This window comes from Promicromonospora sp. NPDC050880 (assembly GCF_044456525.1).
Lineage (GTDB): Bacteria > Actinomycetota > Actinomycetes > Actinomycetales > Cellulomonadaceae > Promicromonospora.
Window position 1 is genome coordinate 232826 of the sequence record NZ_JBITFV010000003.1, and the last position, 26102, is coordinate 258927.

General features: G+C 68.8%; 22 protein-coding genes and 2 tRNA genes. 14 read left to right on the forward strand and 10 right to left on the reverse strand.

What is annotated here, in order from left to right:
• Positions 1 to 80: 80 nt before the first annotated feature.
• From ACIBBF_RS07745 to rpmH, 7 genes are all read right to left on the reverse strand, one after another.
• A complete protein-coding gene (locus tag ACIBBF_RS07745; protein WP_397412175.1) occupies positions 81 to 2492 on the reverse strand; it encodes an AAA family ATPase in 2412 nt (803 codons plus the stop codon).
• Positions 2493 to 3441: 949 nt separating this feature from the next.
• On the reverse strand, positions 3442 to 4131 hold the full coding sequence (gene rsmG, locus ACIBBF_RS07750; protein WP_397412177.1) for a 16S rRNA (guanine(527)-N(7))-methyltransferase RsmG: 690 nt from the start codon (positions 4129 to 4131) through the stop codon (positions 3442 to 3444).
• A 95-nt stretch (positions 4132 to 4226) separates the two neighbouring features.
• Positions 4227 to 4775, reverse strand: coding sequence for a protein jag (locus tag ACIBBF_RS07755; protein ID WP_397412687.1), 549 nt, complete (start codon positions 4773 to 4775; stop codon positions 4227 to 4229).
• Positions 4776 to 4787: 12 nt separating this feature from the next.
• The gene (yidC, locus tag ACIBBF_RS07760) at positions 4788 to 5981 is read right to left on the reverse strand and encodes a membrane protein insertase YidC (protein WP_397412179.1); all 1194 of its coding nucleotides are present in this window, start codon (positions 5979 to 5981) and stop codon (positions 4788 to 4790) included.
• A 77-nt stretch (positions 5982 to 6058) separates the two neighbouring features.
• Positions 6059 to 6298, reverse strand: a complete 240-nt coding sequence (yidD, locus tag ACIBBF_RS07765; protein ID WP_397412181.1) for a membrane protein insertion efficiency factor YidD — start codon at positions 6296 to 6298, stop codon at positions 6059 to 6061.
• Positions 6299 to 6363: 65 nt separating this feature from the next.
• Entirely contained in the window at positions 6364 to 6741 is a 378-nt protein-coding gene (gene rnpA, locus ACIBBF_RS07770; RefSeq protein ID WP_397412183.1) for a ribonuclease P protein component, read from the reverse strand.
• Between the two features lie 3 nt (positions 6742 to 6744).
• Positions 6745 to 6882: a 50S ribosomal protein L34 gene (rpmH, locus tag ACIBBF_RS07775; protein ID WP_010849920.1), complete on the reverse strand. Its 138-nt coding sequence runs from the start codon at positions 6880 to 6882 to the stop codon at positions 6745 to 6747.
• Positions 6883 to 7312: 430 nt separating this feature from the next.
• Between rpmH and dnaA the strand changes: the two genes are divergently transcribed.
• The 5 genes from dnaA (at position 7313) to ACIBBF_RS07800 (ending at position 13355) form a co-directional block, all read left to right on the forward strand.
• Positions 7313 to 8749: a chromosomal replication initiator protein DnaA gene (gene dnaA, locus ACIBBF_RS07780; protein WP_397412185.1), complete on the forward strand. Its 1437-nt coding sequence runs from the start codon at positions 7313 to 7315 to the stop codon at positions 8747 to 8749.
• A 635-nt stretch (positions 8750 to 9384) separates the two neighbouring features.
• Positions 9385 to 10518, forward strand: coding sequence for a DNA polymerase III subunit beta (gene dnaN, locus ACIBBF_RS07785; protein WP_397412187.1), 1134 nt, complete (start codon positions 9385 to 9387; stop codon positions 10516 to 10518).
• Between the two features lie 138 nt (positions 10519 to 10656).
• A complete protein-coding gene (gene gnd / locus ACIBBF_RS07790; RefSeq protein ID WP_397412189.1) occupies positions 10657 to 11553 on the forward strand; it encodes a phosphogluconate dehydrogenase (NAD(+)-dependent, decarboxylating) in 897 nt (298 codons plus the stop codon).
• 28 nt (positions 11554 to 11581) lie between these two features.
• Positions 11582 to 12820, forward strand: a complete 1239-nt coding sequence (gene recF, locus ACIBBF_RS07795) for a DNA replication/repair protein RecF (RefSeq protein WP_397412689.1) — start codon at positions 11582 to 11584, stop codon at positions 12818 to 12820.
• 208 nt (positions 12821 to 13028) lie between these two features.
• The gene (locus tag ACIBBF_RS07800; protein ID WP_397412191.1) at positions 13029 to 13355 is read left to right on the forward strand and encodes a DUF721 domain-containing protein; all 327 of its coding nucleotides are present in this window, start codon (positions 13029 to 13031) and stop codon (positions 13353 to 13355) included.
• A 186-nt stretch (positions 13356 to 13541) separates the two neighbouring features.
• Here ACIBBF_RS07800 and ACIBBF_RS07805 read toward each other — a convergent pair whose 3' ends face one another.
• Complete coding sequence (locus ACIBBF_RS07805) at positions 13542 to 14219, reverse strand: hypothetical protein (RefSeq protein ID WP_397412193.1); 678 nt, start codon at positions 14217 to 14219, stop codon at positions 13542 to 13544.
• 483 nt (positions 14220 to 14702) lie between these two features.
• Here ACIBBF_RS07805 and gyrB point away from each other — a divergent pair, with 483 nt between their 5' ends.
• The 7 genes from gyrB to ACIBBF_RS07840 all read left to right on the forward strand — a co-directional run bounded on the left by gyrB (position 14703) and on the right by ACIBBF_RS07840 (position 22862).
• Positions 14703 to 16847, forward strand: a complete 2145-nt coding sequence (gyrB, locus tag ACIBBF_RS07810; protein WP_397412195.1) for a DNA topoisomerase (ATP-hydrolyzing) subunit B — start codon at positions 14703 to 14705, stop codon at positions 16845 to 16847.
• A 79-nt stretch (positions 16848 to 16926) separates the two neighbouring features.
• Entirely contained in the window at positions 16927 to 19587 is a 2661-nt protein-coding gene (gene gyrA, locus ACIBBF_RS07815; protein ID WP_397412197.1) for a DNA gyrase subunit A, read from the forward strand.
• On the forward strand, positions 19587 to 20972 hold the full coding sequence (locus ACIBBF_RS07820; protein WP_397412199.1) for a DUF3566 domain-containing protein: 1386 nt from the start codon (positions 19587 to 19589) through the stop codon (positions 20970 to 20972). Before gyrA ends, ACIBBF_RS07820 begins: the two co-directional genes overlap by 1 nt.
• A 140-nt stretch (positions 20973 to 21112) precedes the next feature.
• A tRNA-Ile gene (locus ACIBBF_RS07825) sits at positions 21113 to 21186 on the forward strand.
• A gap of 36 nt (positions 21187 to 21222) precedes the next feature.
• Complete coding sequence (locus ACIBBF_RS07830; protein WP_253836205.1) at positions 21223 to 21342, forward strand: DLW-39 family protein; 120 nt, start codon at positions 21223 to 21225, stop codon at positions 21340 to 21342.
• Positions 21343 to 21353: 11 nt separating this feature from the next.
• A tRNA-Ala gene (locus tag ACIBBF_RS07835) sits at positions 21354 to 21426 on the forward strand.
• A gap of 233 nt (positions 21427 to 21659) precedes the next feature.
• Positions 21660 to 22862 carry a beta-1,3-glucanase family protein gene (locus ACIBBF_RS07840; protein ID WP_397412201.1) on the forward strand — a complete coding sequence of 401 codons (1203 nt, stop codon included), beginning with the start codon at positions 21660 to 21662 and terminating at the stop codon, positions 22860 to 22862.
• 103 nt (positions 22863 to 22965) lie between these two features.
• On the opposite strand, the gene ACIBBF_RS07845 is transcribed toward ACIBBF_RS07840, so the two are convergent.
• Positions 22966 to 24009 carry a hypothetical protein gene (locus tag ACIBBF_RS07845; protein ID WP_397412203.1) on the reverse strand — a complete coding sequence of 348 codons (1044 nt, stop codon included), beginning with the start codon at positions 24007 to 24009 and terminating at the stop codon, positions 22966 to 22968.
• A gap of 123 nt (positions 24010 to 24132) precedes the next feature.
• Between ACIBBF_RS07845 and ACIBBF_RS07850 the strand changes: the two genes are divergently transcribed.
• Both ACIBBF_RS07850 and ACIBBF_RS07855 read left to right on the forward strand, forming a co-directional pair.
• Positions 24133 to 24672, forward strand: a complete 540-nt coding sequence (locus ACIBBF_RS07850) for a peptidylprolyl isomerase (protein ID WP_253836220.1) — start codon at positions 24133 to 24135, stop codon at positions 24670 to 24672.
• A 100-nt stretch (positions 24673 to 24772) separates the two neighbouring features.
• On the forward strand, positions 24773 to 25660 hold the full coding sequence (locus ACIBBF_RS07855) for a rhomboid family intramembrane serine protease (RefSeq protein WP_397412205.1): 888 nt from the start codon (positions 24773 to 24775) through the stop codon (positions 25658 to 25660).
• A gap of 87 nt (positions 25661 to 25747) precedes the next feature.
• Here the strand turns inward: ACIBBF_RS07855 and ACIBBF_RS07860 are convergent, their stop codons facing one another.
• Complete coding sequence (locus ACIBBF_RS07860) at positions 25748 to 26020, reverse strand: cell division protein CrgA (RefSeq protein WP_397412207.1); 273 nt, start codon at positions 26018 to 26020, stop codon at positions 25748 to 25750.
• Between the last annotated feature and the right edge of the window lie 82 nt (positions 26021 to 26102).

Consider the following 26102-nt stretch of genomic DNA (forward strand, 5'->3'; position numbering starts at 1 on the left):
CCTGCGCCGGGCGCGGACTGGGGTCGTCTCCATCGTCATCGTCACGACGCGCAGCACGCGCCGATCATCACTGCAGACCATCAGTCCTGAGCTCCGACCGCTTCTGCCTTCATCGCGCGCCGGGGGCTCGACCCTCCCTGGCCGCGCTCGGCCAGCTCGCGAGACGCCTGCAGGTAAGCGAGCGCTCCCGTCGACGTCGCATCGTAGGTCATCACGGTCTGCCCGTAGCTCGGGGCCTCCGAGATCCGGACCGAGCGCGGGATCGTCGTCTTGAAGGTCTCCGCCGGGAAGTGAGACCGGACCTCGCCCGCCACCTGCTGCGCCAGGTTGGTTCGGCCGTCGTACATCGTGAGCAGGATCGAGGACACGCGCAGCTCGGGGTTGAGGTGCGAGCGGATCAGATCGATCGTCTTCAGGAGCTGGCTCAGACCCTCGAGCGCGTAGTACTCGCACTGGATGGGGATGAAGACCTCACGGCCCGCCACGAAGGCGTTCACGGTCAGAAGACCGAGACTCGGCGGGCAGTCGATGAGCACGTAGTCGATGCGCTCTTCACCTGCCGCGATGCGATCGTCGAGGTACTTCGCGATCGCCTTCCGGAGCCTTGTTTCACGTGAAACGAGAGAGACCAGCTCGATCTCGGATCCAGACAGGTCGATGGTGGCCGGAACGCCCCAGAGGTTGGGGATGTCGGGGCACTGCTGCACGGTGCTCGCGAGAGACTCGCCCTCGATGAGAATCTCGTACACGGACGGAGTGCCCGCTCGATGCTCGATGCCGAGTGCCGTCGAGGCGTTGCCCTGCGGGTCGTTGTCGATGACCAGCACGTTCAGGCCGGACTGCGCCAGGCCGGCCGCGATGTTCACCGTGGTGGTCGTCTTGCCGACCCCGCCCTTCTGGTTGGCCACCGTGATGATGCGCGTCTTGGGCGGACGAGGGAATCGCCGCCCCTGAAGTTCGATACGTCGGCGAGCGTCCATGGCGAGCTCGGCGGCGACCGGAGTCGTGTCGTCAACGGCAGGGACGGTTGCGATGAGGGCTGACCGACGCTCGTCATCGCCACCGTGCGGGCCGCCTGTGGGCTGCTGCGTGCCGTGGGCCGTCTGCGCGGGCCCGGCCGTTTCACGTGAAACGCCGGGAGCGGAGAGGCTCTGCACAGGAATCGGATCCGTCACGCGGACACTGTAATCGCTGGCCACGTCATCTGGCTTGGCCTCCAGCCCTGTTTCGTCGGCGGAATGTGTGAATTCGGCATCCACGACAGCGACTTCCTCCTCATCGTCGACATCCGCCGGGTGCCCGATCACAGCAGGAGCCGCGTTCACCGCCGCATCGAGGGCTTCACTGGCACGCTTGATCGCATCGGCCGGAATCGGTCGGGTCGAGGGGAGTTCGTCCATCTGGTCCGGATCGTGAGGGGGCTCGGCCTGCGTCTCTGCTTCCCGCTTCGTCGACGGACCGTCAGAATGCTCCGCCGGAGAGGTTCCATCCTGCTCCGGGCTCAGCTCATCGTCAGCCACCTGGAGGGCACTCTGCTCTTCCGGCTGCGATCCCTCGAGCCCTGGGGACGCTTCGTCCCTGGCGTCAGCCCGGAGGTCGCTCTCGTGCCTGGTGCCGATTGTTCCCGCGGAGTCCCCCGAGAGTTCCGACTCGGACCCCGAGCGAGGGCCAAGTGCCCCGTCAGTCGCGGTCGCGAGCGTTGCGGTGGCCACGACGTCGTTCACCCCTTCGCCCCCACGGGCTTCAGCTTCCTTGAGTTCATCCGCGCCGGCGCCGGGATCTGCCGTATCTTCCCCAGCCGCACCCTCCCCGGCCGGATGGGCCACGGATGGCTGCTCTCCGGCTGGGCTCTCGGGCACACCTCCGGCACCGACGACCGCGTCAAGTGCGCGATTGTCGTCCGGCGCACGCTGCTCCACAGGCTCCGCACCGCCGACATCGCCCGCCGAGCCTGCAGCGGGACGCTCGTCGCGGAGCAACCCGACCGCCGTGCTCAGCTCGTCCTCGGACGACACCGCATCACTTGGCGCCGGCATCGTCACCGACTCGATCAACTGGCTCAGCACCGCAGCACTCTTCTCGTCCGCACCGTCCTGGCCCCAGACCTCGTCCCGGGGTGCGCCCGGCACGACAGCCTGCCGAGGAGGCGCCATGTCCACCGAGGACGGCACCACGGCGGAGTCATCGGCGAGTGGCGTCTCGCGTCCCACCGGGGCATCGGCCGCGAGGTCGCTGGCGTCCGCGGTCTCAGCTGGCTTCTCCGCGATCAGGACAGCCGTGCTCTGCTCCACCGGAGCCAGGGCCAGCCCGGCCGCCGAACCGTCAACGATCGCAGCGGATGCCGCGTTGATCCTCTCGTCACGGCTAGGAGGCTCCCCCGCGTCGGCCGGCGGCTCCGATGCGGACGAGTCGGGCACTGCCGCCGTGGCAGCCTGCGCCGCTGCGGCCGCAGCCGCTGCCTTTCGCTTGGACTTTCGTCTGAAGAAGCACACGCGTGCAACGCTACGGTCGCCGACCTGCTCAGGCGTGCCGAAACGCCGCTCTCGGAGCGATCAGTTCACCAGCGATCCGGTCTTCCAGCTCACCCATGGCCCCGCGGTCGTTGTGCACATCGGATTGGGCTCGGCCGGTCCTCTCCTGGACTCTCGTTTCACGTGAAACGACCGAGCACGACGACGTGCCCGCAGCGCATCTGGGTTAGGCAGCGCATCTGGATCAGACCGCGTTCCGCCCTCTCGGCGCCCGCCCGGGTTTCACGTGAAACAGCACACCCACCATCCGTCGACGCCATGGCACGTCCGGTATGCCCGGCGACCGTCCCTGTCCTCGTGCGTGCCGGCGCACGTCCGAATCGGTGCTGGGCGCTCCTGGCTCAGATCAACGGCTCTCGTCACAACCGTCGCCGCCGCACTGGTCGCTGCCCTCGCGACCCTGGTCCGTGCGGCCGCGCTCCTGAGCCTTGACCACTCCCCGGGGCGTGGTCCACGAGCGAGCTCAGTGCAGCAGAGGCCGCAGCGAGCCGGGACCCGGCCAGTTCCGCGTCGTTCGAACAGGCCGGTCCGATCGTCATCGGCGACATGCCGACCTTGCACTCGGAGAGAGCGGCCCCGCCATCACCGGCAGTACCAAGATCGCCTACTCCAGTGGAACGTACAACCACCGTACTGGCTACCAGCTCGGCATCCGCCGGACCACCTGCATCACGACAGCTACCTCACCAGCGCCTTCGCCTGCGTCGGGTACAGGCCGGGCTGGGGCTACCCCTGCAAGTGCCCAGCGCCGGCATCGCCGACACCGAGGAGGACGACCACTGGCAACATCCTCTGCGGCACCTGCCGACGCATGCGCCGCGTCCCTGGGCACGACCCAGGAGCCGACGACGGGAGCGGTCACCGTGAGGACCGCTCCCGTTCCACGTGAAACAACCTCTGTCGAATGGTCCTACTTCCCCCGACGGATGCGCACGATAGTCGTCGACTCGACACCGGCGACTGTCGATCCCTCAAGGATCTCAGGGTCCCCCGCCCCGTACTTCCGCAGCACCTTCCGTGCAGGATCGACCTCCTGTGCCACGTTACGTCCCTTGAGAATCACCATTTCGCCGCCCACGCGAACCAGCGGAAGGCTCATCCGTGCCAGCTTGGACAGCGGAGCGACCGCCCGGGAGGTCACTGCGTCCACCTCGAACGCGTCGTGGTACTCCTCGGCCCGCCCGCGCTTCACCTGGACGTTGGTCAGGCCGAGCTCCATGGCAACCTCGACCAACCAGGTGGTCCGTCGCTCCATCGGCTCGACCAGGAGCACATCGAGCCCCGGTCGCATCGCCGCCACGATGATGCCCGGGAGCCCCGCACCCGATCCGATGTCCGCGATAGCGCCCGCCGTCGGCAGGTACTGCACGACCGCAGCCGAGTTCAGGACGTGCCGCTCCCAGATCCGCGGGACCTCGCGCGGCCCGATCAGCCCGCGCAGCTCGCCCTGCTCCCGGAGCAGGTCCGCGTATCGCGCCACCTGGTCGTAAGCCGTACCGAAGTACTGCTTGACCGGCTCACTCACGCCGAGGGTGTCGCCGTCGAACACCTCCGCAACGATGCCGGGCTCACCCTGTCCCGTCCCGTCCGTACCGCTCACGTCACGCCCTCCACTCGCTGTCGAAAGAAGCCAAGCACACAAAGGGCCGGTGCACGTCCTCGGACGTGCACCGGCCCTCGGCCGAAGCCGGTCACTCAGTCCGCGGTGACCGCCGGCGCGGGCTGCACCACGACATAGCGCTCAGGCTCGACACCGCGCGAGTCGCTCACCAGTCCTGCAGCCGCCACGGCGTCGTGCACCACCTTGCGCTCGAACGCATTCAGGGGGTCCAGCTCGACCTCCTCGCCGGAGGCGCGCACCTCCTCGACCGCCTTCTGTGCGATCCGCGTCAGCTCGACCCGACGGGCGGCCCGGAAGCCGCCGATGTCGAGCATCAGGCGGCTCCGCTCGCCCGTCCGAGTCTGCACGGCCAGCCGAGTGAGCTCCTGCATCGCGTCGAGCACCTCGCCCTCGCGACCGATCAGGTCCGCAAGCAGCTTCGGATCATCTGCCACCACCTCGACCGCCGCTCGGTCGTGCTTGATGTCGAGGTCGATGTCGCCATCCAGGTCAGCGATGTCGAGGAACTCCTCGAGGTAGTCCGCAGCGATCTCGCCCTCTTCCTCGAGGCGCTTGATCCGGTCCTCCGGATCGACCGCGGGAGCCGCGGAGTCCGATGCCGCCGTACCTGTGCTCGCGTTCATCGCGTCCACCTCCTACTTCTTCTGCTTGCTCTTGCCCGACGACGTCGAGGTGGTCCCCGGCGTCGCACCCGACGACTTCGGCTTCGGCTTCGACCCGGGCTGCTTGCCCGACGTCGTGCCGGAGGGCTTGGGCTTGGACCCGGTCTGCTTCCCGGACGTCGAGCTCGACGCATCCGGAGCCGCATCTACGGGCTGGTCCTGCGGCGCATCCTGCGGAGCGGACTGCGCGACCGCCGGCCGACCGGCGGTGGGCGTCGCACCCTTCTGGCGGTTCTTCCGCTTGGGCTGCACCCGCTGGCCGGTCTTGGGCTGCTCGACCACCGGCGTCTCGTCCTCGATGACCTCGCCCCGCTTCGCGGCACGCTTCGCAGCCTTGGCGGCCTGACGCTCCTTGAGCTGCTTCTCGGCGACAGATCCCGGGGTCGGCATCCGCTTGATCGTGTAGTACTGCTGCCCCATCGACCACAGGTTCGTGACCGTCCAGTAGATCAGCACACCCACCGGGAAGTTCACGCCGGAGATCGCGAACACGATCGGCAGCATGTAGAGCATCAGCTTCTGCGTCTGAGCCATCGGGCCCTCGAGCGCCGACGGCGGCATGTTCTTCATCGTCAGCTGGCGCTGCGTGGTGAAGGTCGTGACGCTCATCGCGACGATCAGCGCGATCACGACGATGCGCGAGGTCAGCGAGTCGGTCTGCAGGAAGACGTCGCTGAGCTGGGCGCCGAACAGCGTCGACGACTCGATGTCGCCCGCCACGTCACGGGTGATCGGGCCGATCGGGTCAGCAGTTCCCTCGGAGATCTGCTTGAGGCTGTTCAGCACGCGGAACAGCGCGAAGAAGATCGGCGACTGCAGCAGGATCGGCATGCAGGAGGCGAACGGGTTGGTCCCGTGCTTCCGGTACAGCTCCATGGTCTCGCGCGTCATGTTCTCGCGAGACGCGGGGTCCGTCTTGCCCTTGTACTTCTTCTGGATCGCCTGGAGCTCCGGCTGGATCATCTGCATCCCGCGCGAGGCCTTGATCTGCTTGAAGAAGAGCGGGATCAGCGCGACACGGATCACGATCACCAGTGCGACGATCGAGAGGACCCAGGCCGTACCCGGGCCGGCGGACATGCCCAGTGTCGTGAACAGCCAGTGCGATCCGTAGATGATCCAGGCGACCACCCATTCGATCGGCCAGAGGAATGCGAAGAAGTCCATCGGTCAAGAAGCTCCAGAGTCGGGACGCGAAGTCTGCGGGGTGCGGTGTCGTGCCGGCGGCGCACGCCAGGGGCAGGTCAGCCCTCGGCGTGGGTGTGCGCACTGCGCACGGGCGGCACGTCGTCGACGCCGCCGAGACTCCACGGGTTGCACCGCAGCAGGCGCCACAGCGCGAGACCCAGCCCACGCAGCGCGCCGTGGCGCCGGAGCGCGATCAAGGCGTACTGCGAGCAGGACGGGTAGTACTTACAGCTCGGAGGGCTCATCGGGCTGATGAACGCCTGGTAGAAACGGATCATCCCTACCAGAACGGTCACCGGGAGTCGCCCGATCACCGAAGGTTCGCGCGTCGGTGCCTCACCCTCAGGGGCGGGGATGGCAGTCATCTCGCCCCGTCTCCGGTCGCGCGGGCGACCGCGCGCCGCAGGCACGAGTCGAGATCGCGGTCGAGATCCGCGTAGGTGGCACCGGCCGACGGCGGGAGAGCGCGCACGACAGCGCGAGCGGTGGCCGGCAGCGTCGAGAGATGTCTCGCTGCTGACGCTCGGAGCCGCCGCTTCACGAGGTTGCGCTGCACGGAGTTACCCACAGCCTTGGAAACGACAAAACCGACCTGTGGAGTTCCCGATCCTGCGTCCGGGACGTTCTCGTCCGGAACCAGGAGGTGGACCACCACGGTCGATCGACCTGCACGCGTGCCGCGGCGCACCGTCCGCTCGAAGTCGACGGAACGGCGCAGACGGTGCGCCGCGGGCAACATGGCTCAGGCTGAGAGCTCGGCGCGACCCTTACGACGGCGGGCCGCGAGGATGGCGCGGCCGGCGCGGGTGCGCATGCGCAGCCGGAAGCCGTGGGTCTTGGCACGACGCCGGTTGTTCGGCTGGAAGGTCCGCTTGCTCACGAGGTACTCCAAGAACGTCGGGGTAGGCACACCGTCTGTCCTCGACGATGCAGTGAAAGATGGCCGCTCAGTACGACGATCGGCCTCGCCGACCCGGGGCCTGGCCCACTGGTCGCGGCCTACGTCGAAGAACGCGGCTCGCATCCCTGTGTGGGCGCGCAGAAGTACCTGGAACGGCTGTCTGACGTTACGCCGCCGGAGCCCCCCGGGTCAAACCAGAACCGCGGGATCCTGCGTGTCGGGCGCGCCACACCGGACGCGCCGAGAGGGTCCCGACGGGCGCCGGCCAGGGGCCCGTGTACCACTGATTCCGGGGTGATCCGCGCAATCCACAACCTGTGGACAACTGTGTGGACGGTGCCTCATCATGGCAGACTCCAAGACACCCCCAGCGCGCGCACCACCCCACGCACGAGACGAAGGAAAGCCAGTGGCCAACCCGGACGAGAACATCGGCGACGTCTGGGCACAGACCCTGACGGCGCTCGAGGCCCGGCCCGACATGAGCCCGCGCCAGCTCGCCTTCATCCGACTGGCCAAGCCGATGGCAGTGCTTGACGACATGGTGTTCATCGCTGTCCCGCACGAGCAGACCCGTACCTACCTGGAGACCGCCGTCCGTGACGACCTCGTCTCCGCGATGTCCTCGGTGCTCGGCCGCGACGTGCGTTTCGGCATCACGGTAGACCCCGAGCTCAGCAGCAGCACGCTGGCTGGGCCGTCGCAGATCTCGGGCCCGGCCACGCTGTCCCTGGAGCAGGAGCCGCCGGAGCCCGAGCAGGCGCAGATGCCCATCGCCCCTCAGCCGGCGCCCAAGCCGTCCGCGGAGCCGACCCGGCTGAACCCGAAGTACATCTTCGAGACGTTCGTCATCGGGTCGTCCAACAGGTTCGCGCACGCGGCCGCGGTCGCGGTCGCCGAAGCGCCGGCGAAGGCCTACAACCCGCTGTTCATCTACGGGGACTCGGGACTGGGCAAGACCCACCTGCTGCACGCCATCGGGCACTATGTCCACAACCTTTATCCACACATCCGGGTGCGGTACGTGAACTCGGAGGAGTTCACGAACGACTTCATCAACAGCATCGGTGAGGGCAAGGCCGGTGCGTTCCAGCGCCGGTACCGCGACGTCGACGTGCTCCTCATCGACGACATCCAGTTCCTGCAGGGCAAGGAACAGACGATGGAGGAGTTCTTCCACACCTTCAACGCACTCCACAACGCCAACAAGCAGGTCGTGATCACCTCCGACGTGCCGCCCAAGCAGCTCAACGGTTTCGAGGACCGGCTGCGCTCCCGCTTCGAGTGGGGCCTGATCACCGACGTCCAGCCGCCCGACCTCGAGACCCGCATCGCGATCATGCGCAAGAAGGCCGCGAGCGAGCACCTCGACGTACCGGCCGAGGTGCTCTCCTACATCGGATCGCGGATCTCCACGAACATCCGTGAGCTCGAGGGCGCGCTGATCCGCGTCACCGCGTTCGCGAACCTCAACCGCCAGCAGGTCGACCTGGCCCTCGCCGAGATAGTCCTCAAGGACCTCATCACCGACGACGACGACACGGCCGAGATCACGCCGGCGGTCGTCATCGCGCAGACCGCCGCGTACTTCGGGCTGACCATCGACGACCTGTGTGGCTCGTCACGCTCGCGTGTGCTCGTCACGGCCCGGCAGATCGCCATGTACCTGTGCCGGGAGCTCACCGACCTGTCGTTGCCCAAGATCGGGCAGCAGTTCGGCGGCCGGGACCACACGACGGTCATGCATGCCAACAAGAAGATCGCGGGACAGATGGCCGAACGGCGCTCGACCTACAACCAGGTCACCGAGCTCACGAGCCGGATCAAGCAGCAGCAGCGCGGCTGACAGCGGGTTGGCCGGCCGCCCCTGAAACGGGGCGATACGCCCGCTCCCCCACGAATCCACACCCCTGTGCACAGCTGGACCGGTGCGCAGGGGTGTTGCACATCTGCACCTCCACAGGCCTGTCCACACAGAGATCCCCCTGTTCACGTAGATCTCCCGGCCTTGTCCCCAGCACTGTGGACGCGGACTGTGCAGAACTTGGTGTGCGGAGCCGGACCACCGTTCCACGCCTGGGGACGGAGCTGTGGACGGGTGTGGACGACGCCCCAATATCTGTGGGTGAACACACCCCGATCGGTGGACGGCCTGTGTGTACAGAACCGGCTTCCACAGGAGCCCCTAGTTCTTGCACAGTCGGACCCACAACTCCTCCACAGCGAAAAACCGACCCTGACCTGCGAGAACACCTGATATCCCCAGTTTCCACAACACCGACTACTACTACGACATCTATCTATCAGGGGGAATCCACACGCCTTCATCAGGCGATCCGAGCGCTCGCCGACACTCTTCGAACACTAGTACGACACACGCCGTGGAGTCCATCCACAAGCCCTTGGTCTCGAGTGCCACCAGGTCGTCAACTCGCGTAGGGTTTCCTTCGACAGCCCAGGAACAAGAGGAGATGCAACGGCATGAAGTTCAGGGTCGAGCGCGACGTCCTCGCTGATGCCGTGACATGGACCGCTCGCACGCTCCCCACGCGTCCCCCGGCTCCTGTGCTCGCGGGTGTGCGCATCGAGGCGGACGCGCAGGGCGTGATCAACCTCGCCAGCTTCGACTACGAGACCTCGGCGCGGTCCGAGATCCCTGCGGAGGTCGCGGAGCCCGGCACGGTCCTGGTGTCGGGACGCCTGCTCGCGGAGATCTCACGTGCGCTGCCCAACAAGCCGGTGGACGTGGCACTCGAGGGCAGCAAGGTCATCGTCACCTGCGGCGCCAGCCGCTTCACTCTCCTCACCATGCCTGTGGACGAGTACCCCGCTCTCCCGGGCCTCCCGGAAGTCAGCGGCACGGTTTCCGGCGACGCGTTCACCCACGCCGTCGCACAGGTGACCGTCGCCGCCAGCCGTGACGACACGCTCCCGCTGCTCACCGGCGTCCGGGTCGAGATCGAGGGCGAGCGCATCACGCTGCTGTCCACGGACCGGTACCGCCTCGCCCTCCGGGAGCTCACCTGGACGCCGGCCACGCCCGGCTTCTCCGCGGTGGCCCTGGTCCGCGCGCGCACGCTCAACGACGTCGCCAAGTCCCTCGGGTCCGGCGGCGGTCTCGTCAACGTCGGTCTGTCCACAGGCCAGGGTCTGGATCTGGTCGGATTCGAGGCAGGCGGCCGCCAGACCACGTCGCAACTTGTCGAGGGCGACTACCCCGCCGTTCGCCGGTTGTTCCCGGACAGCACACCCATTCACGCCGTCGTCGCGACGGCGCCGCTGATCGAGGCGGCGAAGCGCGTGAGCCTGGTCGCGGAGCGCAACACCCCGATCCGTCTGTCGTTCAGCGAGGGGCAGGTGGTGCTCGACGCCGGTCACGGCGACGACGCACAGGCCTCCGAGGCTCTCGAAGCCGTCCTGGTCGGCGAGGACATCGCGGTGGCGTTCAACCCGCAGTTCCTGCTCGACGGGCTCGGCGCCCTGGGCACGGACTTCGTCAGGCTCTCGTTCACGCACCCCAACAAGCCGGTGGAGTTCACCGGGCAGGGCAGCCTGGACGGTGAGGACGACTCGTCGTACCGGTACCTGTTGGTGCCGATCCGCTTCACGGGCTGATGTCGCGGGCCCGCCGCTGACGAGCCCGATATCCACAGCCTGTGAGTTCCCGGTCCGGGCAGAGGCCCGGACACTCAGCCTGCACCAATGGCGGCCGCCACGAGCGAGCCCGTCGTTCGACCTGGAGGAAGCACGCACATGGTCACCCACATCGGCCTGGTCGGCCTGGGGAAGATGGGCAACAACATGCGGTCCCGCCTGCGCAAGGGCGGGATCGAGGTCACCGGGTTCGACCCCCGGCCGGAGGTGTCCGACGTGCCGACGCTCGCCGAGCTCGCCGCCGCGCTCCCGGCTGAGAAGCGGGTCGTGTGGGTCATGGTGCCCGCCGGCGACGCGACGCGCGGGGTGCTCGACCAGCTCGGTGAGATCCTCACCGAGGGCGACATCGTGATCGAGGGCGGCAACTCGCACTACGTCGAGGACCAGGAGCGCGCCGCGGAGCTCGCGGCGAAGGGCATCGGTTACCTCGATGTCGGTGTGAGCGGTGGTGTCTGGGGCCTGGAGAACGGCTACGGGCTCATGGTCGGCGGCTCGGCTGCCGACGTGGAGAGTGTCATGCCGGTCTTCGACGCGCTGCGCCCCGAGGGCCCCCGCGAGGAGGGCTTCGTGCACGCCGGCGGCGTCGGTGCGGGGCACTACGCCAAGATGGTCCACAACGGCATCGAGTACGGCCTCATGCAGGCCTACGCCGAGGGCTACGAGCTGCTCGCCGCGAAGTCGGACCTCATCGAGGACGTGCACGGCACGGTGCGGGCGTGGAGCCGCGGAACCGTCGTTCGCTCGTGGCTGCTGGACCTCATGGTCAAGGCTCTCGAGGAGGACCCGAAGCTGGCCCTGCTCGACGACTGGGTCGACGACTCGGGCGAGGGTCGCTGGACCGTGGACGAGGGCATCGACCTCGCGGTCCCGCTCCCCGTGATCTCCGCCGCACTGTTCGCGCGGTTCGCCTCCCGCCAGGAGCAGTCGCCGGCGATGAAGGCCGTCGCCGCCCTGCGTCAGCAGTTCGGTGGCCACGCGGTGAAGAAGGCGGACTAGCGGCCGGGACACGTACCATCACCTGTTGATGTACGTCTCCCACCTCTCCCTGCTGGACTTCCGGTCCTACGCGTCGGCCGACCTGGAGCTCGAACCGGGCGTCAACGCGTTCGTCGGGCGGAACGGCCGGGGCAAGACCAACCTCGTCGAGGCGATCGGCTACGTGGCCACGCTCGGATCGCACCGGGTCGCCACTGACGCCCCGCTGATCCGCTCGGGAGCGGAACGTGCGGTGGTCCGGACCCGGATCGTGCGCGGTGACCGCGCCAGCACCGTCGAGCTGGAGATCACGCAGGGCAAGGCAAACCGCGCCCGGATCAATCGTGGCCAGCAGGTCCGGGCGCGGGACGTGCTGGGGATCCTGCGGACCGTGCTCTTCGCACCGGAGGACCTCGCTCTCGTCAAGGGTGAGCCCGACGGCCGACGGCGGTTCATGGACCAGCTCCTGGTCCTGATGATGCCGCGCCTGTCCGCAGTGCTCTCCGACTACGAGCGGGTCCTCCGCCAACGGTCGGCGCTGCTGAAGTCGGCGAGGTCCGCGCGTCGGACGGGAGGGCCGGCGCGGACCGAGAGCTCGGCGGCGGCCGAGCTCGCGACGCTCGACGTCTGGGACGCGCGGCTCGCGGAGCTGGGGGCAGAGATCCTGTCTCTGCGGCTCCAGCTCGTCGACGCGCTGCGGCCCGCGGTCGCCGCCGCGTACGAGCAGGTGAGCGATGCCGACGGCGCCGCGGAGATCACCTACCGGTCGTCGCTGCCGGCTCTGGAGACCGGTCGTCCACCGATCTTGTCCACAGGCTCTGGGGATAACTCTGCGCACGTCGGACAGCTTCGTGACCTGCTGATGGAGGCCCTGGCGGCGGCCCGCCCGCAGGAGCTCGACCGCGGTGTGAGTCTCGTCGGACCGCATCGTGACGACCTGGTCCTGACGCTCGGCGGACTGCCGGCCAAGGGCTACGCGAGCCACGGCGAATCGTGGTCGTTCGCGCTCGCGCTGCGGCTCGCGTCATACCGGCTCCTTGGCGGAGATCCGCAGAATTCAGCGGATTCACCTGCCTTCTGGGACCCTGATCTCGGAACGGACGCCGATCCGGTGCTGATCCTCGACGACGTGTTCGCCGAGCTGGACGTCCGGCGCCGCGAGCGGCTCGCGGACCTGGTGCTGCCCGCCCGACAGGTGCTGGTCACGGCAGCCGTGACTGAGGACGTCCCGGTGGTTCTCGACGGAGTACGGTTTCACGTGGAACCCGGGACGGTGACACGTGACTGACGACTCTCCACAGCCCCCTGTGGATAACTCGGAGCCCGAGCTGACCCCGGCGTCGGAGGTGGCGCGGGCCGCTCTCAACCGGGCCAAGGCGGCCGCCCGAGCGCGGGGTCTCCGGCCCGGCTCCCCGGCAAGGCGCTCCCCGCTCGCCGAGCCGAGGACGAGCGGTCCGGGGCCGGGAGCACGTGATCCGCAGCTGCTCGGTGCGGTCGTGGGCCGGTTTCTGCGCGAGAAGGGCTGGACCGAGGACGTCTCGGTCGGCGGGGTCATGGGCCGATGGCGTGAGGTCGTCGGCGCGGAGATCGCCGACCACTGCGCGCCGGAGACGTTCGAGGACAAGGTGCTCGTCGTCCGCGCTGACTCGACAGCGTGGGCCACGCAGCTTCGCCTGTTGGTGCCCGCACTCCTGAGGCGGATGTCGGAGGAGATCGGCGAGGGTGTGGTCGAGGAGGTCACGGTGCTCGGGCCGGCCGGTCCCGGGTTCCGCAGGGGGCCGAGGTCGGTACGCGGTCCGGGGCCTCGGGACACCTGGGGCTGAACGGCTCGCGACCGGCCGCCGATCCCGATGCCAACCACGGACGGGGCCGCTCGACGACCGCACGCGTATCGGCGGGCCTCCCCCGGTGCGCCCGTACGGAACGACCGATCGCGAGAACGACGAAGGGCTCCCCGGCCGAAGCCGGGGAGCCCTTGTCAGCGACGCGAGTGCGTCAGCCGGTCATGCTCAGGCGCCCTGCTGCATCCGCTTGCGGGCCCAGACCAGAGCCACGCCACCCACGGCGAGGAGCGCGGCGAACGCGACGGCACCGCCGACGGTCGCACCGGTCGCGGCGAGCACCGGCGGCTCCTCAGCAGCGGGGCTGGGGGACGCGGAGGGCTCGGCCGGAGCCGGGGGCACGGCCTCTTCCGACGGCGCCTCGGACGGCTCAGGCGTCGGCTCGACGACCGGCTCGCTCGGCTCCTCCGAGGGCTCGGGGGCCGGCTCGCTCGGGGTCGGCTCAGGCGTGGGCGCAGCCTCGACACACGGCTCGATGGCGCCCTCGTAGTCCTTGACACCCTGGCCGTCCGGGGAATCGAACGAGACGGTCCACGTGTGCGCGACTGTCGGGTCCAGGGCGTCGAACGTCTTCTCGTAGCTGTACTCGTACTGGGACTCCTGCTGGCCCGACTTGAAACCGAGGTCGGCGAACGTGCCCGCCTCAACCTCGGCGCCGTCGATCACGACATTGACGGTCGCGTCCGCCGGATACATCTTCGCCTTGGCGTTCACCCAGGAGAAGTTGGACTCGGCGTTGCAGCCACTGGTCGCCTCGGGAATGTGCGCGGAGGCAGGTGCGGCGCCGGCGAGCATGCCACCGAAAGCCAGGACGGCGAGGGTTCCGCCGGCAAGAAGCTTCTTCACTCTGTTGCCCTTCGAAGAGAGAGGATGCGCCGGAGGGCGCATGTGACCGGTCGGCGCTATTAGAGCAGAAAACGACAAATCAACGAAATGTCTCCTTCTGCGTGCAAATTGCCTGACCTTCGACAGGTCCGGGCATGGCTCTTCGCTGACGAACTGCACCGGCCCGCCGCGCACTCCGAACGCGTGTACGACTCGCCGTCCGGACCGTGCCGACCGAGCTGCCGACGCCCTTGACGAAGCCCGTGCGCGAGGGCCGTCCGGACGGGTTCCGAGAGCCCCAGGAACCCCTCCCAGACCCCAGAAATCACCCTGTGGAGAAAGGTTGTGGAGGAGTGGCCACAAACACCCCAGGATCCCGGGTTTTCGCCGCTCAGAAGGTAGTATGAGGGGGTCAACCGCGCCGGGTTCCCAGGATCGTCCTGAGGACCCGGAACGCTGAGCACCGACGAGCCGTCGGACCGTACGTCAGCACCCGAGCACGGCATGGATCCCAGGGGTCCGAGCCGCTCCCGCAACCGCTGGTACGTCCGTCGTCGTGCACATCGTGTGCCTGAAAGACGAGGAGCAACCCCGCCCGTGACAGAGCGAATCGACGGCGGCTACGACGCCGGGAACATCACCGTCCTGGAAGGTCTCGAGGCCGTTCGTAAGCGACCGGGCATGTATATCGGATCGACCGGTGAGCGTGGGCTCCACCACCTTGTGTACGAGATTGTGGATAACGCTGTGGACGAGGCTCTCGCGGGCCACGCCACCGAGATCGACGTGCGCCTCCTGCCCGACGGCGGCGTGCGCGTCACGGACGACGGCCGAGGCATCCCGGTCGCGATGCACCCGACCGAGGGCAAGCCCACCCTCGAGGTCGTCATGACGATCCTGCACGCCGGTGGCAAGTTCGGTGGTGGCGGCTACGCCGTCTCCGGCGGTCTGCACGGCGTCGGCATGTCCGTGGTGAACGCGCTGAGCACGCGCTTCGTCTCGGAGGTGCGCCGCGACGGGTACCACTGGCGCCAGGAGTACACCGAGGGCGGCAACCCGATCACCGAGGTCGAGCGCCTCGAGCCGCTCGCGGCGGACGAGCACACCGGAACCACCCAGACGTTCTGGGCCGACGGCTCGATCTTCGAGACCACGGAGTACGACTTCGAGACGCTCCGCGCCCGGTTCCAGCAGTACGCGTTCCTGAACAAGGGCCTGCAGATCACGCTCACCGACGAGCGCGCCGGCCACTCGTCCGCCACGGACGAGGTCGCCGGTGCCGAGCCGGAGACGCCGGCGGACGGCGTCGAGGGAGCCGAGGACGCTGACGGCCAGCCGGAGGGCGCGCGCACCGTCACGTACAAGTACGACGACGGCCTCATGGACTACGTGCACCACCTCAACTCGGCGAAGCGGGTGGAGCTCATCCACCCCGACGTCATCTCGTTCGAGAGCGAGGACCCGGAGCGCAAGATCGCCGTCGAGATCGCGCTCCAGTGGACCAGCGCCTACAGCGAGTCGGTGCACACCTTCGCGAACACCATCTCGACCACCGAGGGCGGTACGCACGAGGAGGGCTTCCGTGCGGCGATGACCACGCTGGTCAACAGCTACGCGCGCGACAAGGGCATCATCAAGGAGAAGGACGAGAACCTCACGGGTGACGACATCCGCGAGGGCCTCACCGCCGTCATCTCCGTGAAGCTCGGCGAGCCGCAGTTCGAGGGGCAGACCAAGACGAAGCTGGGCAACACGGAGGCGAAGACCTTCGTGCAGCGCGTCGTGCGCGAGCAGCTCACGGACTGGTTCGACGCGCACCCGAACGAGGCGCGCGACGTCATCCGCAAGGCGATCCAGGCCTCGCAGGCCCGCATCGCCGCCCGCAAGGCGCGCGAGGCGACCCGCCGCAAGGGCGTTCTCAACGGCGCCGCCATGCCGGGCAAGCTCAAGGACTGCCAGTCGCGGTTCCCGGACGAGTGCGAGATCTACGTGGTCGAGGGCGACTCGGCCGGCGGCTCGGCGGTGCGTGGGCGCAACCCGCACAACCAGGCGATCCTGCCGCTGCGCGGCAAGATCCTGAACGTCGAGCGGGCCCGCCTCGACAAGGCGCTCTCGAACGCCGAGGTCCAGGCGCTCATCACCGCCTTCGGCACGGGCATCGGCGAGGACTTCGACATCTCGAAGCTCCGGTACCACAAGATCGTGCTCATGGCCGATGCCGACGTCGACGGCCAGCACATCTGCACCCTGCTGCTCACGCTGCTGTTCCGGTACATGCGACCGCTCATCGAGCACGGGCACGTGTACCTGGCGCAGCCGCCGCTGTACCGGATCAAGTGGAGCAACGCCCCGCACGACTACGTGTACTCCGACCGGGAGCGCGACGCGTTCCTCGAGGCCGGTGCCGCGCAGGGCAAGCGCATCCCGAAGGACAACGGCATCCAGCGTTACAAGGGTCTCGGCGAGATGGACTACTCCGAGCTCTGGGACACCACCATGGACCCGGACCACCGGACGCTGCTGCAGGTCACCATGGACGACGCGGCCGCTGCCGACGAGATCTTCTCCGTCCTCATGGGCGAGGACGTCGAGTCCCGGCGCACCTTCATCCAGCGCAACGCCAAGGACGTGCGGTTCCTCGATATCTGAGGAGCGAGCTTGCGGGCCCGGCAGATATCGACGTGAGACGAAGTGACACGCCCACCGGCGTGGAAAGGAAGTACGAACGGTGACGGACGAGACCCCCGGCGTGGAGAACCCCGACGACGGCATGCCCACCGAGGACGCACGCGTCGCGGTGCACCACGGCCGCGTCGAGCAGGTGGACCTGCAGCTCGAGATGCAGCGGTCGTACCTCGACTACGCGATGAGCGTGATCGTGGGCCGTGCACTGCCCGACGTGCGGGACGGCCTCAAGCCGGTGCACCGCCGCGTCATCTACGCCATGTACGACGGCGGGTACCGGCCGGACCGCGCGTTCTCCAAGTGCTCGCGCGTCGTCGGCGACGTCATGGGCAAGTACCACCCGCACGGTGACACCGCGATCTACGACACCCTGGTGCGGCTGGTGCAGGACTGGGTGCTGCGCTACCCGCTGGTCGCGGGCCAGGGTAACTTCGGCTCGCCGGGCAACGACCCGGCCGCCGCCCCGCGGTACACCGAGTGCAAGATGGCGCCGCTCGCCCTGGAGATGGTGCGTGACATCGAGAAGGGCACCGTCGACTTCCGGCCGAACTACGACGGCCGCACGCAGGAGCCGGTGGTGCTCCCCGCGCGCATCCCGAACCTGCTGGTCAACGGCTCGGCCGGTATCGCCGTCGGCATGGCCACGAACATCCCGCCGCACAACCTGCGGGAGGTGGCGGACGGCGTCCGCTGGTACCTCGCCAACCCCGAGGCGTCGCGCGAGGAGCTCCTGGAGGCGCTGCTGCAGCGCATCAAGGGGCCGGACTTCCCGACCGGCGCGCAGATCCTGGGTCACAAGGGCATCGAGGACGCCTACCGCACCGGCCGCGGCTCCATCACGATGCGCGCCGTCGTGAACGTCGAGGAGATCCAGAACCGGATCTGCCTGGTCGTCACCGAGCTGCCGTACATGGTCAACCCGGACAACCTGGCCTCCAAGATCGCGGACCTCGTCAACGACAACCGCATCCAGGGCATCGCTGACATCCGCGACGAGACGTCGGGCCGTACCGGTCAGCGCCTCGTGATCGTGCTCAAGCGCGACGCCGTCGCGAAGGTCGTGCTGAACAACCTCTACAAGCACACCCAGCTCCAGGAGAACTTCAGCGCGAACATGCTCGCGCTGGTCGACGAGGTGCCCCGCACCCTCAGCATCGACGCCTTCGTGCGGCACTGGACCACGCACCAGATCGAGGTCGTGCGCCGGCGCACCGAGTACCTCCTGAAGGAGGCGCAGGACCAGATCCACATCTACGAGGGCTACCTCAAGGCCCTCGACGCGCTGGACGAGGTCATCGCCCTGATCCGCCGCTCCCCCGATGCCGACCAGGCACGGGCCGGCCTGATGGACCTGCTGACGATCGACGAGCAGCAGGCCAACGCGATCCTGGCGCTGCAGCTCCGCCGGCTGGCGGCCCTCGAGCGGCAGAGGATCCTGGACGACCACGCGAAGCTCCAGGCCGAGATCGACGACTACCAGGACATCCTCGCCAAGCCCGAGCGTCAGCGCTCCATCGTGGGCGAGGAGCTCGACGAGGTCACCGACCGCTGGGGCGACGAGCGCCGCACCACGATCCTTCCTTACGACGGCGACATGTCCATGGAGGACCTGATCCCCGAGGAGGACGTGGTCGTCACGATCACGCGCGGCGGATACGCCAAGCGGACGCGGACCGACAACTACCGCTCGCAGAAGCGTGGCGGCAAGGGTGTGCGCGGCGCGCAGCTGCGCGAGGACGACATCGTGGACCACTTCTTCACGACGACGACCCACCACTGGATGCTGTTCTTCACCAACCTCGGCCGCGTCTACCGGGCCAAGGGCTACGAGCTCCCCGAGGGCGGCCGGGACGCGAAGGGGCAGCACGTCGCGAACCTGCTGGCCTTCCAGCCCGGCGAGAAGATCGCCCAGGTGCTCGACATCCCCGACTACGAGGCGGCGGACTACCTGGTCCTGGCGACCCGGCGAGGACTCGTGAAGAAGACCCGCCTCGGCGAGTACAACTCGCCCCGCTCGGGCGGTCTCATCGCGATCAACCTGCGCGAGGACGCCGACGGCGCCGCGGACGAGCTGGTCTCGGCCCGCCTGGTGAATGCGGACGACGACCTCATCCTGGTGTCGCGCAAGGGGCAGTCCATCCGCTTCCACGCCGACGACGAGTCGATCCGCCCGCTGGGCCGCGCCACCTCGGGCGTCACCGGCATGAAGTTCCGCGAGGACGACGAGCTGCTCGCCGCCGACGTCGTGGTCGAGGGTGCGGATCTGTTCGTGGTCACGGAGGGCGGCTTCGCCAAGCGCACGCGCATCTCCGAGTACCGGATCCAGGGACGCGGCGGCCTCGGCATCAAGGTGGCCAACCTGGTGGAGGCACGGGGTGATCTTGTGGGGGCTCTCGTCACGCATGCGGACGACGAAGTCCTTGTGATCATGGAGCGCGGCAAGATCGTGCGGTCCGCGGTGGCCGAGGTCAACCTCACCGGGCGGAACACTCAGGGGGTAACCTTCGCGAAGCCGGACAAGGGGGACAGGATCATCGCCGTCGCGCGCAACGCGGAGCGTGAAGACGCGGGCGATGTGCCGAACGCGACGGAGGACATCTCCGACGCCGAGTCCGCCGAGCGGGTTACGGTGGAAGAGATCCCGACCCCCGACGAAGTTCCGAGCACCCCTGAGCAGGACAGCACCGGACGCGAGGACAGCTGATGACGAGTGACAAGAGCGGGCCCGTGCGTACGGCGTCGCCCGAGCTCGACGAGGACCTGGACGACACCAGGGTCCGCAAGGACGTGACCCGGGAGGCGGCCTCGGCCGAGACCCCGGAGACGGAGCCGGCAGGGGCCGGCTCGGGCAAGAGCTCCGCGTCGACCTCGTCCGACGGATCCGATGCCGAGACGACCGGTGACGGCGCCCCGAAGAGCGACCTGACGGCAGAGCCGATCACGGTAGCGGCTCCTGCGACCGGGACGCCGGCGCCCGCCGACAGCACGCCTCCGGCCCCCGGATCGGCGTCGGCCGCGTCGGCCAAGCCCGCGTCGTCGGCCAAGCCGGAGCCCGCGAAGCCCGGGCCCGCCAAGCCCGGTCCGGCAGCCAAGCCCGCGGCCACCTCGTCCGCGCCCGCAGCGGCGGCCGAGCCGCCCGTGCCGCCCGCTCCCGAGGAGCCCGGCACGGCCGTGCCCACCACCGGTGGGATCTGGCGTTCCGCCTACGAGGCCGGGCGTTCCGAGAAGGAGTCCCGGCCCTCGGGCGCGTCGGGTCCGCGCGACGCGAAGGCTCCGGCCGGGCTCGTCTCCGCGATCGGGCGGGCGTCAGCGAACGCCGATGCCGCGACCGGGTCATCCTCGGACGCCGCGGGGACCACGTCCGATGCGCCGCGCGAGACCGGTACCAACCCGAAGTCCTGGAACCGGGTCCCCGCTCCCGACGCCCCGCCCGCTCCCCCGGCACCCGCCAGCGAGGGGACGGACGGCGTCCGGGCAGGTGCGATGAAGGCTGCGCAGGCCGCCCTCGACGCTGCCCGCAGCGCCGCCAAGAAGGTGTCGTCGATCATGCCGGACGAGGACGAGCGGCCGACGGCCGCGCCGAGCACCGCCAACGCCCGGCCCGAGATGCACTACACGGCGGCGGGCGTGCGGGGCACCGCGACGCCGGCCGCCGCGGGTGCGGCCGGCGCGCAGCAGCGGCCGGCATCCGTACCCACGCCCGAGGTGCCGCGTCCGGCTCCGGCGGGCCCGCGCCGCGTCCGGCTCGCGATCTCGCGGGTCGACCCGTGGTCGGTCATGAAGCTGGCGTTCCTGCTGGCCGTCGCGATCGCGATCATGACCGTGGTGGCCACGGCGGTGTTCTGGTCCGTGCTGGACGGCTTCGGTGTGTTCACCACGGTGCAGAGCTTCGTCGAGGACGCCGTGGGGCCGCAGAGCAACGTGAACCTCACGCAGTTCGTGGAGTTCCCCCGCGTCATCTCGCTCGCGACCCTGGTCAGCATCTGCAACATCGTGCTGCTCACGGCCATCGCGACGATCATGGCGTTCCTGTACAACATCACCGCAGCGCTGGTGGGCGGCGTCCACCTCACGCTGACGGACGACTGACCAGCACTACTCCGAGCGTTCCTGTGCGCCGCAGCGCACGGCTCGACGCACGTCACACCGCAGACCACCATTTCGGTTTGGGACATCGTCCCGACCTGGGGTAATCTCCAGTGTCGCGACAGCGTGCCGAACGCTCGCACGGGGCTATAGCTCAGACGGTTAGAGCGCTTCCCTGATAAGGAAGAGGTCGGAGGTTCAAGTCCTCCTAGCCCCACTCCCCGGACCCGCCGAGGCTCCTCAGGAGGAACTCGTGAAGAAGCTGCTGATCGTGCTGCTCGCCGCTGGCGCCGGTTATGTCCTCTGGCGCAAGCTCAACGAGGACGCGTCCGGTCGCGACCTCTGGTCCGAGGTCACCGACTCGATCGACTGAGTGCCCTCAGCGGGGCCATGGCGCAATTGGTAGCGCACCTGCTTTGCAAGCAGGGGGTTGCGGGTTCGAGTCCCGCTGGCTCCACACCCACAGAAGCCCGGACACGTCCGGGCTTCTGTCGTTTCCGGGGTCGGCTCCTCATCCGTAGGAACACGTAGGCCGGACCTGTGGGATACCCCTATGTTTGCCCGTTCCGGGCCTTTTTCACCCCCGATCGGGCGTCGGCTACTGACAAGGCAGGACTCCTTCCATAACCTCGAACGCGAGGGGCACGCACCATCCAACTGACCGGCCCCTCGCAATTCGAGGAGGACCGAGTGACCCTGACCAGGAAACTCATCGGCACTGCCGCCGCACTGGCCGCAGCCCTGTCGGCCGCCGTGGTCGCCACCCCGTCCGCCACCGCAGTTCCTGACACCATCCCGCTGACGATCACGAACGACTCGGGTCGCAGCGACGAGGTGTTCGTCTACGTTCTCGGGGAGCAGGGCGGCCAGCTCGGCTACGCCGACGCCGCCGGAACCTTCCACGCGTGGCCGGACGCCGGAAGCGTCCCTGAGCCGGCGCCCGACGCGTCGATCGCGGGCCCGGCCGACGGCCAGGACATCACGATCCAGATGCCCAAGCTCTCGGGCCGGGTCTACTTCTCGTACGGCACCAAGCTGGACTTCAAGATCGTCAACGACGGTCAGCTCGTCCAGCCCGCCGTGCAGAACCCGAGCGACCCCAACCGCAACACGCTGTTCAACTGGACCGAGTACACGCTCAACGACTCCGGCCTGTGGATCAACAGCACACAGGTCGACTTCTTCTCCGCGCCGTACCAGACGGGCCTACGGTCCTCGAGCGGGGAGCTCATGCACACGGGGATGCTCAAGCCGGACGGGTGGGACAACGTCGTCTCGGCGCTCTCCCAGCAGGACGGCTGGGACGGGCTCGCCCAGACCGGACCCGACGGCTCGGTCCTGCGTGTCCTCTCCCCCGGGCACGGTGTCGGCACGGGCCAGATCGACGCGAACGTCCTGTCGGACTACGTCGACCGTGTCTGGAGCAAGTACTCGGGCGAGACCCTGACGGTGGTGCCCTACGGCGACCAGCCGGAGAAGAAGTTCCTCGGCACGGTGTCGGGCGACACGATGACCTTCACCGACACGTCGGGCGCGGTGATCACCACGTTCCCGAAGCCCTCCGGTGAGTCGATCTTCGGCTGCGCCGGGGACCTCGCGGCGCCGAACGACGACATCGGTGCCATCGCCCGCACCCTGTGCGCCGGCTTCAACCGGTCCTCGCTGCTCGACAGCACGACGCAGCCCACCCAGGATCCGGCCGGCTTCTACCAGGACTCGGTGACCAACTACTACGCCAAGCACATCCACGAGCAGATGGCGGACGGCAAGGCTTACGCCTTCGCGTTCGACGACGTCGTCAACCAGGAGTCGCTCGTCCACGACGGCGACCCGACCGAAGCGTTCATCCAGCTCGACCCCTTCGCCGGGGCGGCCACCCCCATCGGCGGGTGATCCCGGGGGGCGGAGCTCGCCCCGCACGACACAAGGGCGCCTGCCCGGCCACGCACAAGGTGCGTGGCCGGGCAGGCGCCCTGCTCTGTTCCCCCGAGGAGGATCAGCTCTCCTTCTTGCTGTTCCCCGACTCGGCCGGCGTCTCGACCGGAGGGACCTCGTCCACGAGCGGCTGCTCCGTGGGAGCGCCCGGCTCGGCGGGCAGCCCGGGCTCGGTCGGCTCGGGTGTGGTCTCCGGCGGAGCCGCGGCGGTGTCGCTGCCGTGCCGGCCGCTCTTCTGCGTGGCGTCGGCCACTGCGGCGCCCGCCTTCTGCGCGGTCGCCTTCGCCGCGTCGACGACGGGAGCCGCCTTCTCCTTGGCCGCGTCGAGAACGGGTGCCGCCTTCTCCAGCACAGGCCCGGCCTTCTCCTTGGCGGCCTCGAACGCAGGGCTCGCCGCCGAGTAGGCACGCGCACCCAGGTCCTTGGCCGTCTGCGCCGCCTTGGCCCCGGCCTCCCGGCCCTTCGCGACGGCGGAGCCCGCCGCCGCGCCGATCCCGGAGGAGGTCCGTGTGCTGTCGGAGTAGTCGGCTCCCGCCGCCTGCTCCCACGGCTCGGCCCACGGGTCGGTCTGCGGCTGGGCACGCTTCCAGAACACGTACCCCGCGACGGCTGCCCCACCGGCGACCAGCGCGATCACCCAGCCCTTCCGCGAGCTCTTCCTGCCGGCCTTGTCCGCCGCCTCGGTGACGGTCTCGGCCAGCGACGCCTTGCCCTGCGCCGCGGCGGCACTGGACGCCGCGGCGTTGAACGAGGCGACCATCTTGGGCAGCAGGTCGTCCACGAGCTTGTCGTGCGCCGAGTCGATGAGCGGCGCCGCCTTGCTCGCGGCCTTCTCGACCTGGGGTGCGGCTGCCTGGACGCTGTCCTGCCACGCCTTCTCGGCGCGCGGGGTCAACCAGGCGATGAAGTCGTTCACCCGGGGCTGCGCCCAGTCCTTGGCGTGCACGGCGCGGTCCTTGGCCTGTGCCGCGAACGAGCCGGCCTGGACGGCGGCCTTGGAGCTGACGTCGGAGAGCAGGGCGGTGGCTTCCGCGGCCTTCTCCTTGACCTTCTCGGTGTCGATCTTGTTCGTGTCCACGTAGTCGGTCACCTTCTTGCGGGTCATGAAGCTTCCCCCGAACTGTTCAAATACTCCTCAAGGTGCCACTCTGCCATCGTCACGGCCTCCTTGCGAGGGCGAGCGTCGTGGATGCAGCACCAGCGGGCCGCTCCGTGGGAGGATTGATACATGTTCGCAATCCTGCACACCACCTCCGGTGACATCCGCATCGAGCTCTTCCCGAACCACGCGCCCAAGACCGTCGAGAACTTCGTCGGCCTCGCGACGGGCGAGAAGGCCTGGACGGACCCGCGGACGGGTGAGGAGCGCAAGGACCCGTTCTACGACGGCCTCATCTTCCACCGCGTCATCGACGACTTCATGATCCAGGGCGGCTGCCCGCTCGGGACGGGAACCGGCGGACCTGGGTACACGTTCAACGACGAGATCCACCCGGAGCTCCAGTTCACCGAGAAGTACCTCCTCGCGATGGCCAACGCCGGCAAGCGCCGCAACCCGGTCACCGGCGAGATCGAGGGCACCAACGGCTCGCAGTTCTTCCTCACCACGGCCGAGACGCCATGGCTGAACGGCAAGCACACCATCTTCGGCAAGGTGGCCGACGACGCGTCGCGCGAGGTCGTCGACACGATCGGCAAGACGCGGACGCGTCCTGGCGACCGCCCCGTCGAGGACATCACGATCACGTCGGTCACCATCGAGCCCTGAGCGACGGGGGTGGACGGCGGAGCCCGCGTGGCTCCGCCGGACCAGCACGGCCCGGGGCACCTGACCACCTGAGGACCGAGGGGACTGAGGACGTATCGCGATGAACGACCCGGCCGCCGAGGAGCCGGCCGAGGCCGCGGCTCCCGTCTGCCCGCGCCATCCTGACCGCGTCGCCTACGTGCGCTGCCAGCGCTGCGGCCGGCCCGCCTGCCCGGAGTGCCAGCGGCCGGCGGCCGTCGGCGTGCAGTGCGTCGACTGCGTCCGCGAGTCGCGGCGTACCGCGCCTCGTGTGCGGACGATGTTCGGTGGTGCCGCGACCACCTCGGGTGCGGGCGGTCGTCCGGTCGTGACGTTCACCATCATCGGGCTCTGCGTGGCGAGCTGGCTGCTGCAGCTCGTGACGGGCGGCGAGTGGACGCACCTGCTGTGGTTCTGGCCGTGGGGTGGCGCCGTCGAGCCGTACCGCTTCCTGACGGCCTCGTTCCTGCACTCGACGTCGCCGCTGCACATCCTGTTCAACATGTACGCCCTGTGGATAACCGGCCAGTTCCTCGAGCCGCTGCTCGGCCGGCTGCGCTTCACGGTGCTGTGCCTGCTGTCCGCCATCGGTGGGTCGGTCGGCGTGCTGCTCCTGGCCGGTGATCCGTTCGGGTCCAGCGCGTGGGTGACGCGCGTCGTGGGTGCGTCCGGCATGGTGTTCGGCCTGTTCGGGGCGATGCTCCCGGTGCTGCGCCGGCTGGGCCGCAGCCTGGGTCAGGTGCTCGTGCTGCTGGCGATCAACGGGGCGATCGGCTTCTTTGTGCCGAACATCTCGTGGCAGGCGCACCTGGGTGGCCTCGTCACCGGAGCGCTCGTCGCGACGGCGTACGCGTACGCGCCGAAGGAGCGTCGCGCCGCCGTCGCATGGCTGGTCGCGGTGGGCGGGCTCGCGCTCCTGGCGGGGCTGGCGACGTGGCGTTACGCCTCACTGGGCGTGCTGGGGATCTAGCGCCGTCCTCTTTTCCCCAGCTTTACCCACAGCTGTGGATAAATGGGGATACAGCTCCGCGGCCGCCTCGACGCGGCCGCGGAGCCGCTACTTCCAGCGGGTCGTGAGCCCGAAACCGACGATGATCAGGCCGAAGCCCACCGCCAGGTTCCACTGCCCGATCTGCGGGATCGGCAGCCGGAGGTCCGCGCTCGTCAGGTAGAACGTCACGATCCAGGCCAGGCCGAGGATCATGAGGCCGAGCATGACCGGGGCCAGCCAGCGCGGGTTGACGGCCTCACCGGGCAGCGCGACCTTGGCCTCGGACTTCTCCGCCTTGGGTGCGGCCTTCTTCTTGTTGCGGGACTTCGACTCGGGCACGAGACGCGCTCCTGTCCTGGGTGATGGCCCCGCCGGGTGTGCCGGGCCGACGTCTGCTTTCTCGTGGACTAGCGTAGTGGTC